A 12,500-nucleotide genomic window follows, 5' to 3' on the forward strand; every position below is an offset into this window, starting at 1 on the left:
TTTATCCACTGAGATTTTTTGTTATACAATTATTAATAAGATTATTTTCCACAGCAGATTTTATATTATAATTAAATTGCTAGCTGTGGATTAATTTGTTGATTACTTTGGAGGAACTTTTTTATGGATGCTGCTTCTTTATGGGAAAAGATTTTAAATGTATACAAGACTCATATAACAAAACAATTCTATGAGTCATTTTTTTCAAGTATTGAGCCTGTAACTGTCAGAAAAAACAAGCTTATTCTTTTAGCACCTAATTACTTTATTAAAGAAGTAATTGAAAACAATCATCTCAACAACCTACATAATATAGCGAAAGATATAAGCTCTACTTCATATGAAATTCAAATCATATTGGATTTAGAAGAAATTACAGATATGTATTCAGATTCTGACTCTGATAATGGCAAAGACATTCGCTCTTACAGTCTTAATCCAAAATATACATTTGATACCTTTGTTATAGGAAACAGCAATAGATTCGCTCATGCTGCCTGCGTTGCAGTAGCTGAATCTCCCGCTAAAGCCTACAATCCTCTCTTTATATATGGAGGAGTAGGACTAGGTAAAACTCACCTTATGCATGCTATAGGGCATTATATAGTGAGTAATAATAAGAATTCAAAAATTCTTTATTTATCATCTGAGACCTTTACTAATGAGCTAATAAACTCTATTAAGGACGATAAAAATGAAGCCTTTAGAAATAAATATAGAAATGTAGATGTTATTTTAGTAGATGATATCCAGTTCATAGCTGGTAAAGAGCGTACTCAGGAGGAATTTTTCCATACATTTAATGCTCTTCATGATGCAAATAAGCAAATTATAATTTCAAGTGATAGAACTCCAAAAGAGATTCCTACTCTTGAGGATAGGCTTAGATCTAGATTTGAGATGGGTCTTATCGCTGATATTCAGCCACCTGATTTTGAAACTAGAATAGCTATACTTAGAAAAAAAGCCCAAGTTGAAAATAGAGATATTCCTAATGAGGTAATGGTTCATATAGCTAAAAATATAAAATCAAACATAAGAGAATTAGAAGGAGCACTTGTTAGAGTAATAGCATATTCTGATCTTACTAAGGAAGAAATAACCTATGAGCTTGCTTGTGAAGCACTTAAGGATATTTTTCAATCCTCAGCAAATAATGAGCTTAATTCCTCAGCTATTAAAGAAAAGGTAGCTCAGATATTTTCTGTGAAAATGGAAGACTTCCAGTCTAAGAAAAGAACCAGAGCCATTGCATATCCTAGACAGATAGCTATGTACCTGTGTAGAGAGCTCACTGATATGTCTCTTCCTAAAATAGGAGAAGAATTTGGTGGAAGAGATCATACAACAGTAATTCACGCATGTGACAAGGTAGCTTCAGATATAGAAAAAGATGAAGATATAAAAAATAAAATCAATAGAATAATAACTGACCTGAAAAATTAGTTCCAAAAAGCTGATAAAGGAGTAATTTGTTTATTCAAGTTATTCCTTTCTTTATTGAAACTTATCCACAGGGTTATACATTTTTGTAGCTGCTTTTAATATTAAAGTGTATGTACTTATCCACAAATTAACACTCCCTATTACTATTACTACTATATTTTTTGTAATTAATTATATATATTTATAGGAGGCAAATCGTGAAAATAACAGTGAATCAAAACGAACTGCAAAGTGCAATAAACATGACATTAAAAGGAGTGTCTAATAAAAATACCATAGAGATATTAAAAGGTATTTTGTTTGAAACCTATGAAGGAAAGCTTATGCTTACTTCTAACAATCTTGAAATAGGAGTTCAGACAGTTATAGATGCTGATATTCAAAGAGAAGGAAAGGTAGTAATCGATGCAAAGATTATTTCTGATATAGTAAGAAAACTTCCTTCATCAGATGTTTGTTTAGATGTAGACGAGACTCATATAGTAAAAATAAGCTCAACTTCTTTAGAATTTAATATCAAAGGCTTTAGTGGGGAGGATTTTCCTATTCCTGTTTCTATAGAAGAAAACTACTATAAAGAGATTTCAAGTGATATTTTTAAAGAAATGGTTAGAAAAACTTCATTTGCTGTATCTCTAGACGAAACTAAGCCTCTTCTTATGGGAGAGCTGATTGAATTTAAAAATAACAGTATTAATATGGTTGCTATAGATGGATTTAGACTAGCTATAAAATATATAAAAGACGATAATTTTGTAACTGATTCAAAAATCATAGTACCAGGCAAAACTCTTGTGGATATAAGTCGTATGATTCCACCTAGTGTGGATAAAATAAAGCTGGGCTTTGATGAAAAGCATGCATCTTTTATAATAGGGGAAACAATTCTAACTACGAGATTGCTTGAAGGCGAATTTATAAATTATTCCCAAATAATTCCAAAGGAATTCAGCACTAAGCTTAAAATTCATACTAAAGATTTTCTTTATGCTCTAGATAGAGCTTGCCTAGTTGCTAAGAACAATCTTATAAAGATAGACATATCTGATGATAATTTAAAGATTTCTTCAAAAAACGATGAAATTGGAAATTTGGAAGAAAATATATTTATTGAGCTTGAAGGTAGTAATCTAGAGATAGCTTTTAATGCTAAATACTTTATGGATGCTTTAAAAACTATAGATGAAGAATATATAAGCTTGGAATTAAATACTAATGTAAGTCCGTGTATATTAAAGCCTTATGATGATGACAGCTATACCTATCTGCTTCTTCCTGTGAGAATCTAGTCCTAAAATTAGGCTAAAGCATATGAAAAATCCAGATTAATACCTGGATTTTTTTTATTGTTAATATACTTATAAGATTACTATAGTTGTGTTATAATATTAAGATGGCTTTAAAAGGAGGAATTGTAATGAAAGAGATTAAATTATACACTGAGTATATAAAGCTAGATCAATTTTTAAAGCTAGTTAATGAAGCTGCTAGTGGTGGAGAAGCTAAAGTAATGGTACTTGCCTCAGAAGTTAAATTAAACGGGGTAGTAGAAATTCAGCGTGGAAAAAAAATTAGGCCTGGAGATATAGTTAGTGTAGAAAATAGAAGCTATAAAGTTATATAAAAGAGGTCAATTATGCTTATTAACAACATCACTTTATCTAATTTTAGAAATTATTCCAAAGCGGAAGCAAATTTTTCCGAAAATCTCAATCTTATAATAGGTAAAAATGGACAAGGAAAAACTAATTTGATAGAAGCCATATATATGCTTTCTCTAGGAAGATCATTTAGAACTAACAAAGATAAAGAAATGATGATGTTCGATGCCCTAAATACCTACATAAGCTCTGAGATTACAGCTATGGGCAGAAATTATAAAATAGAGATTAAGCTAGGTAAGGATATAAAAAAAGCAGTTAAGATTAATTCTATTCCTATAGAAAAATTAACTGACCTGCTTGGAATAATTAATATAGTAATTTTTTCTCCTGAGGATTTAAAGCTTGTAAGAGAAGGACCAAAAGAAAGAAGAGGCTTTATGGATAGAGAAATATCCCAGCTTCGTCCAAATTACTATTCACTTATTCATAAGTATCAGAAGATTTTGGTTCAAAGAAACAATCTTCTCAAAAATACCAAGATAGATGAAAATTTGCTGGATGTATATGATGAGCAGCTAGCTATAGTATCTCAAAAGATAATGGCTTATAGGAAAGAATTTATAGATAATATTACGCCTATAGCAAGTGCAAATCATTATAGAATTTCCTCAGGTAAAGAAAAATTAAATATAAAGTATTTACCTAATATAACTGCAAGTAGTGAAATAGAATTTGACAGTTCATATATTTTCAATAAATTTAAAACAAGCAGAGCTGAAGATATCAGAAGAAGAACTACTACGTCAGGACCCCATAAGGATGATATAGGGATATATTTAGGCGATATGGATCTTAGAAGCTTTGGTTCTCAAGGTCAAAAAAGAAGCGCTGCCATATCTTTAAAGCTTTCTGAGATTCAGCTGATTTTCGAAGAAAAAAATGAATATCCTGTGGTACTTCTCGATGATATATTTAGTGAACTTGATATATCACGTCAAAAAATGCTTATAGATAGCTTAAGTGAGATTCAAACTTTTGTAACTACAACTGAAGCTATTGATTTTAATAAAGAAGTAAAAACCTATCTCATTGAAAATGCGAAGGTAAGTTTGCTTTAGGAGGTTAGTATGGAAACAAATGAAAACAAAGTAAATCACGCCTATGGTGCCGAGCAGATACAGGTACTTGAAGGTCTGGATCCTGTAAGAAAGAGACCTGGTATGTACATAGGCTCGACTGGTTCAAGAGGGCTACATCACTTGGTTTATGAAGTAGTAGACAATGCTATTGATGAGGCTCTTGCAGGTCACTGTGACAAGATATACGTATCTATTGACCCTGATAATGGTATTACAGTTAAGGATAACGGAAGAGGTATACCAGTAGAAATCCATCCTAAGACTGGAAAAAGTACGGTAGAAACTGTACTTACAGTACTTCATGCTGGAGGAAAATTCGGTGCTGGAGGCTATAAGGTATCAGGAGGACTTCACGGAGTTGGGGTATCTGTTGTAAATGCTCTATCTAAAGAGCTTATTGTAGAAGTAAAAATAAATGGAAAAATATACAGACAAGAATTTGCTTATGGAGTTCCTCAGACAGAGCTTGAGATAGTAGGAGAGACTACTGAAAGAGGTACCTGTGTTAGATTCATGCCTGATGATGCAGTATTTGAAGAGACTCAATATAAATACGACACCTTAGAGCATAGACTTCGTGAGCTTGCATTTTTAAATAAAGGCATCCATATAACATTGGAAGATAAAAGAGAAGACCTTCAAAAAGTGAAGGAATTTCATTATACAGGTGGATTAGTTGAGTTTGTAAGATATATAAATAAAAATAAGTCACCTATTCACGATGATGTAATTTATTTTGAAAAAAAGCAAGGCGATTATACTGTTGAAATTGCAATGCAGTACACTGATGCATATGTAGAGAATGTATATTCTTTTGCTAATAATATAAATACTCATGAAGGTGGTATGCACCTTACAGGCTTTAAGACTGCTCTTACTCGTGTAATTAATGACTATGCAAAAAAGAGCAATTTCTTAAAATCTAAAGAAGATAACCTTATGGGTGAGGATATAAGAGAAGGCCTTACTGCTGTAGTTTCAATCAAACTACCTGATCCTCAATATGAAGGACAGACTAAGACAAAGCTTGGTAATCCTCAAGCTAGATCTGCAGTAGAGACTATTTCAGGAGATAATATTACGATATTTTTGGATGAAAATCCAGCTAGTGCTCGTATTATCGTAGACAAAGCTCTTCGTGCTCAAAGAGCAAGGGAAGCAGCTAAAAAAGCTAGAGAGCTTACTAGAAGAAAAAGTGTGCTAGAAAGTACATCTCTTCCTGGAAAGCTAGCTGACTGTGCAGAAAAAGACCCTGTAAAATCTGAGATATATCTAGTAGAGGGAGACTCTGCGGGAGGCTCTGCAAAGCAGGGAAGAGACAGAAAAACTCAAGCTATACTTCCTCTTAGAGGTAAGATACTAAATGTTGAGAAATCAAGATTAGATAGAATCCTTAGCTCAGATGAAATACGTAACATGATTACAGCTTTTGGCTGTGGTATAAGCAATGAGTTTGATGAAGAGAAGCTTAGATATCACAAAATAGTTATAATGACGGATGCCGACGTAGATGGTGCTCACATTAGAACTCTTATTCTTACTTTCTTCTTCAGATATATGAGACCTCTTATAGAAAAAGGCTATGTATATATAGCTCAACCACCTTTGTTTAGAATAAAAAAAGGAAGAAGAGAAGAATATGTATATAGTGACAAGGAATTAAATGAAAGACTTGAGGAAATTGGAAGAAGTAATCAAGTAGAGCTTCAAAGATACAAAGGTCTTGGAGAGATGAACGCGGAGCAGCTTTGGGATACTACTATGAATCCTGCTACACGAACTCTTCTTAGAGTTACTATAGAGGATGCATCTATGGCAGATGATATATTTAGCATGCTTATGGGAGATAAAGTTGAGCCTAGAAGAAACTTTATCCAAGAAAATGCTAAATATGTTAAGAATCTAGATGTATAGGAGGATAGACGATGAGTGAAGAAAAAAATGAAATGATAGATAAAATTGTAGATATTGAAATAGAAGACGAGATGCGAAAATCCTACATAGATTATGCTATGAGCGTAATAGTAGGAAGAGCTCTTCCAGATGTTAGAGATGGTCTAAAGCCTGTTCATAGAAGAATACTTTTTGCTATGAATGATTTAGGTCTTGTTCCAGAAAAATCCTATAGAAAGTCAGCTACTGTTGTCGGAGATGTACTAGGTAAGTACCACCCTCACGGTGATACTGCTGTTTATGATGCAATGGTAAAGCTAGCTCAAGATTTTTCAACTAGATACCCTCTTGTAAATGGACACGGTAACTTTGGTTCTATAGATGGAGACTCAGCAGCAGCAATGCGTTATACTGAGGCAAAAATGCAAAAGCTTACTTTAGAGCTATTAAAAGACATAGATAAAGAAACAGTGGATTTTACTCTTAACTACGATGAGAGATTGAAAGAGCCATCAGTGCTTCCTGCTAGATACCCAAATCTACTTGTAAATGGTTCAAATGGTATAGCAGTTGGTATGGCTACATCTATTCCTCCTCACAATCTTAGAGAGGTAATAGATGCAGTAGTAGAGCTAATTGACAATGAAGAAGCAACTGTTGAAGACATGATGAAGCATATTAAAGGGCCAGACTTCCCAACAGGAGCAACTATTATGGGCAAAGGCTCAATAAGAGATGCTTATATGACTGGAAGAGGTAAGGTAACAGTTAGATCAAAAGCCGATATAGAAGAACTTCCTAACGGCAAAAGTCAAATAATAGTAACTGAAATTCCGTACCAAGTAAATAAAGCTAGAATGATTGAAAAAATAGCTGATTTAGTTAAAGATAAGCGCATAGAAGGCATAACTGATTTAAGAGATGAAAGTAATAGAGATGGAATAAGAATAGTAATAGAGGTAAGACGTGATGTAAATCCTAATATTGTTTTAAACAATCTATACAAACATTCTCAGCTTCAAGATGTGTTTTCTATTATCATGCTATCACTTGTAAATGGCGAGCCTAAGGTACTAAATATAAGAGATATGCTAGTTCATTACTTAAATCATCAAAAGAACGTAGTTAGAAGAAGAACTGAGTATGACCTTAGAAAAGCTAAAGAAAGAGCCCATATACTAGAAGGACTTATTATTGCTCTTGACAATATAGATAGAGTAATCAAAATAATAAGAGGTTCTGACAATGGAAGTATAGCTAAAGAAAAGTTGACAGAAGAATTTGGTCTATCAGATATCCAATCTCAAGCTATACTCGATATGAGACTTCAAAGACTTACAGGCTTAGAGCGTGGTAAAATTGAAGAAGAATTTGCTGAGCTTATGAAAAATATAGCTTATTATGAATCTATACTTCAAGATCAAAGCATACTGCTTGGGATTATTAAAGACGAGATGCTTAAAATCAGAGAAAAGCACGGAGATAAAAGAAGAACTGAAATCACTGAGGCTGCTGATGAAATTAATATACTAGATACTATACCAGATGAAGAGGTAACAGTTACCTTTACACATTATGGCTATATCAAACGTATCCCTATGGATACTTATAAAGCTCAAAGAAGAGGTGGAAAAGGTATTACCTCTATGACTACAAGAGATGATGACTTTGTAGAGAAATTGCTTTTGACTACAAATCACTCTTTAATACTATTTTTAACTAATAGAGGAAGAATATACAGACTAAATGCTTATGAAATTCCTCAGTCAGGAAGAATAGCAAAAGGCACAAATATAGTGAATCTGATACCTCTTGAGAAAAATGAAAAAGTAACATCGTTTATTTCAATAAGAGACGTTCCAGCTGAAAACTATTTAGTTATGTGTACTAAAAAAGGTGTAATAAAGAAAACTCAGATATCTGAATTTAGAAAAAGCACTAGAAATGGTCTTATTGCTATATCTCTTAGAGAAGATGACGAGCTTATCAATGTTAAAACAACAGATGGTGAGCAAGACTTTATTATCGTTACAAAAAAAGGTATGGCTATATCCTTTGATGAAAAACAAGTAAGAGATATGGGAAGAGCAGCTATGGGTGTTCGTGCTATAAGATTAGCTCCTGATGATGAAGTAGTAGCTATGGAATTAGTGGATCCAAACAAACAATTACTTGTAATATCTGAAAAAGGCTATGGAAAAAGAACTAATACAAAAGACTATAGACTTCAAACTAGAGGTGGAAAAGGTGTTAAGACTTATAAAATTTCTGAAAAAACAGGAATTCTAGTTGGAGCAAAAGCCGTGTATAAAGACGAAGAAATAATGATAATAAACTCTGACGGCTCATTGATTCGTATGTCAGTAAACCAAATAAGCATACTATCTAGAGTAACTAGTGGTGTTAAGGTTATGAGAACTGATGAAAATTCTCTAGTAGTAGCCTTAGCTAGAATAGTAGTACCAAAAGAGGATGAAAATATTTAAATAAAAAACTATGCCAATTATAGCAATACAAATTGCTAATGAGTCCTAGAACATTGGTGTATAAAAATAAGTGAAAGCTAGAGCATTATCGATTGCTCTAGCTTTTTTTTGTCAATATACAGAATTTTTCCTTGATTGCATTAATTTTAGAGTTTTTACTGTTATATAATACATATGATTTTAAATTTGAAACTGTTTTAAAAAACTTTATTTACTGTTAATATAAAGTTAAAATAAGGGTAAATATTACTAGGCATATAGTTTTATAATAATAACATTACCGGAGGGGAACTATGGATGTATTTGTTGCTAGGCAGCCTATTTTTGATAGAAACAAAGCAGTAGTAGCCTATGAGCTTTTGTATAGAGATAGTGCAGCAAATTTTTTTAATTCGGAGATAGGTGCTACAAAGGCAACTTCAATACTCCTGTCAAATAGCTATTTTAATTTTGGAATAGAGATGCTATTGGAAGACAAAAGAGCTTTTATAAATTTTGATAAGGTTCTTATAAAAAATGAAGTTCCCTTGCTTTTAGATAAAAGTAAGATAGTAGTTGAGATATTAGAGGATGTTATTCCTGATAAAAATTTTATGACTAAACTAAAAGAATTAAAAAACAGTGGTTATACCCTTGCCTTAGACGATTTTACTATAGATTATCCATATAAAGAAATTATTGAAATAGTAGATATCATAAAAGTTGATTTTATGTTATCTTCAAAAGAAGATATAAAAAAAATTATCAAAAAATATTCTAATGGGAATAAAAAATTTTTAGCAGAAAAAATTGAGAATGTAGATGAGTTTAACAATGCTGTAAGTTTAGGCTATGATTATTTTCAAGGATATTTTTTCAGTAAACCCATTATGGTTCAGGGTAAAAAGATTGAAAGTCTTGAAATTAGCTATATTAAACTTACAAATGAAATAAATAAAGAAGAGCCAAATTACAAAATTATTGCATCTATTATTGAAAGTGATTTGGATATGAGCTATAAGCTACTTAAAATAGTAAATTCCTATTCACTATCTTCAAAGGTGAATTCTATTCCTCATGCCGTAAGTCTAATGGGTATATCAGAGCTTAGAAAATGGGCTTCTCTTGTTTTAATAGGAGAACTTTCATTTGGAAAACCTACAGAGATTCTTAGGCTTTCTATTTTGAGGTCTAAATTTGCGGAGCTTTTAGCAGAAAAATCATCTTACAAATCAAAAAAACATGAGCTAGCATTAGTAGGATTATTTTCTATGATAGATGTATTACTTCAAAAACCTCTAGATGCTATATTTTCTCAGCTTCATGTATCTGATGAAATAAAATTAGCAATAAAATTGGATTCAAGAAGTGAGTTTTATCCTATATACAAACTTGTTATGGATTATGAAATGGGTAACTGGGAAGAAATGGACAAGGATCTAAAATTATTAAATATTTATAGAAATATACCAGATATTTATATTCAAGCTGTAAAAACTACTGATGATATAGTAAAATTTATTAAAGAGTAAAATTTAGAATAAAAATTTGCAGTAAATAATAATAAAATATGTTTAGAACCTGAGATATATGGGGTATAAATAAAAAAGTTTGCTCTAATCTGAGATATTTTGTATATTGATTAAATAATAGTTAAATAAAAGGAGGATAAGTATATGTCAAAACAAAGTAAAGCGGGAATGTTTTTACTTGGAGGTATACTAGGAGCTGCAGCAGGTTTATTATTTGCCCCGAAAAAAGGCGTTGAGCTCAGAGAAAACTTATTTGAAAAAACTATGGATATATTAACGGATTCACAAGGCGTAAAAGAAGATATATGCAGTTGGATTTCAAATTTTCGTCATGATGAGGATATAGAAAGACCAGAAGAAGAAATAATAATTTCTAAGGATTTCACTTATAAAGAAGAGCCTCCAGTTGATATAAATTTAGAAATAAATAAAGAAACTAATTAAGAAGGAGGAACTAAAATGGAATTCAGGATTTGGGAATTAGGCATAGTTATGATAGGTCTTGGATTTTTAATAGTATGCATAAATCTTGCATTTACAATTAAAAATGTAGATAATACTGTTAAGAAGGTAGAACTTTTAGTTGATGATAATTTAAGCGAAATAGGACAGATTATAGGAAGCGTAGCTGGTATTACCACAAGCGTAGATACTATAGTAGGAAGTGCTACTAAGATAGTAGGCCTTGTTTCTAGTGCAAAAATTATTTCTAGTCTGGGAAAAAACAAAGATAGCAGGAGGGATTAAGCATGTCTGTAGTAATTAATAGCAGCTTTGACGCAGAAAAGAAAATATGGAATTTAAAGCTAGGTGGAGAAATAGATATCTATACCTCAAACAACTTTAAAGAAGAACTTCAAAAAATCTATCTTTCTGAAGAAACAGGCGATGTATATATAGACGCATCTGATTTAGAATACATAGATTCCGCAGGGCTAGGAGTCTTGATAGGTGCACTTAAGAGATTAAAGCAAAAAGACAAGGATATATATATAAGAGAAACTAAGCCAAACGTTAAGAAAATTTTTAATATAACAGGACTAGATAAAATTTTTAAGTTGGAGGGATAGAATTGGTTGAAATTAACTCAAATAATTTTGGAGTGACAAATGGTGAGACATATGACTCTATAAGTATGGCGCTTCCTAGCAAGCCTGAATATGTAGGGGTTGTAAGACTTACAGTATCTGCTATAGCAAATCGCATGGGATTTAATATAGAAGAGATAGAAGATATTAAGGTTGCTGTTGCAGAAGCCTGTACAAATGCTATCAAGCATGGATTAAATCAAGATTTTAACGTATGCTTTGATATTTTTGAAGAAAAAATTACCGTATCAATTAAGGATAATGGTAAAGGTTATAATACAGATGCTTTAAACGAGCCAGATTTAGAAGATCCAAAGGAAGAAGGAGGCTTGGGAATATTCATCATTAAGAGCTTGATGGATGAGGTTACTTTAAAATCAAGTGTAGGCCAAGGGACAGAAATTAAAATGATAAAATTCCTAGGAGATGGTAATTAATGGGAGATGTTGCTCAAAAAAAGGCAAAGTCATCTAAGTCTTCCCAAAAGCCATACGCAGGCTCAGCAAAATATAAGGATATTACAGATAAAGAATTATTTCTCATATATAGCGAGAACAAGGCTATAGAATTGAGAAATGAGCTAGTAAAAAGACATTTATATATTGCGGAGATTCTGTCCAAAAAGTTTTTAAATAAGGGAATAGAATATGAAGATATCTATCAAGTTGCTTCACTTGGTTTGATATTTGCCATTGAACGTTTCGATGTAAGTAAAGGTTTTGAATTTTCAAGCTTTGCTACGCCTACAATTATCGGAGAAATAAAAAAATATTTTAGAGATAAAGGTTGGTCTATTAGAGTTCCTAGAAGAATTCAAGAGCTTTCAAAAAAAGTAAATACAGCTAAATCCTATCTCCAACAAGAACTTCATAGAGTTCCCAAAATTGAAGATATTGCTAAATATTTAGATTGTACGGAAGAAGAAGTACTAGAGGCTATTGAAGCTTCTCATGTATACAAACCGAAATCACTCGACCTTTCTTATGATAATGAAGGTGATGACAAAGATATTTTATTATTAGATTTAGTTGGAGATGAAGACAAAAGCTTTAATATGATAGAAAACAAGGATTTTATAGAAAATGCCTTATCTAAACTCAATGAAATTGAAACAAAGATAATTAAAGATAGATTTTTTAAGAATAAAACTCAAATGCATGTAGCTAATGATTTAGGTGTTTCTCAGATGACAGTTTCGAGAATGGAGAAAAAAATATTAGCTAAGCTTAAAAAGGATTATGAAAAATCTCTCTATTAAATCAAAATTTAATTATTTATTATAAATCATCTGTAGCCGATATTATTTATATTATTAGCTACAGATTTTTTATTG

General features: G+C 31.7%; 12 protein-coding genes. All 12 read left to right on the top strand.

The features are described 5' to 3' along the window. Nucleotides 1–123 precede the first annotated feature (123 nt). Nucleotides 124–1,446 (top strand): chromosomal replication initiator protein DnaA, encoded by a 1,323-nt coding sequence (gene dnaA / locus CLOST_RS00195; protein ID WP_013360226.1) that lies wholly within the window; start codon nt 124–126, stop codon nt 1,444–1,446. A 197-nt stretch (nt 1,447–1,643) separates the two neighbouring features. Next, nucleotides 1,644–2,735: a DNA polymerase III subunit beta gene (gene dnaN / locus CLOST_RS00200; RefSeq protein ID WP_013360227.1), complete on the top strand. Its 1,092-nt coding sequence runs from the start codon at nt 1,644–1,646 to the stop codon at nt 2,733–2,735. A gap of 128 nt (nt 2,736–2,863) precedes the next feature. Beyond that, complete coding sequence (locus tag CLOST_RS00205) at nt 2,864–3,070, top strand: RNA-binding S4 domain-containing protein (RefSeq protein WP_013360228.1); 207 nt, start codon at nt 2,864–2,866, stop codon at nt 3,068–3,070. A gap of 12 nt (nt 3,071–3,082) precedes the next feature. Beyond that, the gene (recF, locus tag CLOST_RS00210) at nt 3,083–4,168 is read left to right on the top strand and encodes a DNA replication/repair protein RecF (RefSeq protein ID WP_013360229.1); all 1,086 of its coding nucleotides are present in this window, start codon (nt 3,083–3,085) and stop codon (nt 4,166–4,168) included. Nucleotides 4,169–4,177: 9 nt separating this feature from the next. Next, complete coding sequence (gyrB, locus tag CLOST_RS00215) at nt 4,178–6,103, top strand: DNA topoisomerase (ATP-hydrolyzing) subunit B (protein ID WP_013360230.1); 1,926 nt, start codon at nt 4,178–4,180, stop codon at nt 6,101–6,103. A gap of 11 nt (nt 6,104–6,114) precedes the next feature. Continuing rightward, nucleotides 6,115–8,568, top strand: a complete 2,454-nt coding sequence (gene gyrA, locus CLOST_RS00220; protein ID WP_013360231.1) for a DNA gyrase subunit A — start codon at nt 6,115–6,117, stop codon at nt 8,566–8,568. Nucleotides 8,569–8,861: 293 nt separating this feature from the next. Continuing rightward, nucleotides 8,862–10,079 carry an EAL and HDOD domain-containing protein gene (locus tag CLOST_RS00225; protein ID WP_013360232.1) on the top strand — a complete coding sequence of 406 codons (1,218 nt, stop codon included), beginning with the start codon at nt 8,862–8,864 and terminating at the stop codon, nt 10,077–10,079. Nucleotides 10,080–10,223: 144 nt separating this feature from the next. Next, nucleotides 10,224–10,523: a YtxH domain-containing protein gene (locus CLOST_RS00230; RefSeq protein ID WP_013360233.1), complete on the top strand. Its 300-nt coding sequence runs from the start codon at nt 10,224–10,226 to the stop codon at nt 10,521–10,523. Nucleotides 10,524–10,538: 15 nt separating this feature from the next. Continuing rightward, nucleotides 10,539–10,826, top strand: coding sequence for a hypothetical protein (locus tag CLOST_RS13320; RefSeq protein WP_013360234.1), 288 nt, complete (start codon nt 10,539–10,541; stop codon nt 10,824–10,826). A gap of 2 nt (nt 10,827–10,828) precedes the next feature. Continuing rightward, nucleotides 10,829–11,149, top strand: coding sequence for an STAS domain-containing protein (locus tag CLOST_RS00240; protein WP_013360235.1), 321 nt, complete (start codon nt 10,829–10,831; stop codon nt 11,147–11,149). Nucleotides 11,150–11,214: 65 nt separating this feature from the next. Further along, nucleotides 11,215–11,604, top strand: a complete 390-nt coding sequence (locus CLOST_RS00245) for an ATP-binding protein (protein WP_049779830.1) — start codon at nt 11,215–11,217, stop codon at nt 11,602–11,604. Further along, the gene (locus CLOST_RS00250) at nt 11,604–12,425 is read left to right on the top strand and encodes a SigB/SigF/SigG family RNA polymerase sigma factor (RefSeq protein WP_013360237.1); all 822 of its coding nucleotides are present in this window, start codon (nt 11,604–11,606) and stop codon (nt 12,423–12,425) included. The genes CLOST_RS00245 and CLOST_RS00250 overlap by 1 nt, the downstream gene beginning before the upstream one ends. Nucleotides 12,426–12,500: the final 75 nt, after the last annotated feature.

The sequence above is a fragment of the Acetoanaerobium sticklandii genome (genome assembly GCF_000196455.1).
Taxonomy (GTDB): Bacteria; Bacillota; Clostridia; order Peptostreptococcales; family Filifactoraceae; genus Acetoanaerobium; species Acetoanaerobium sticklandii.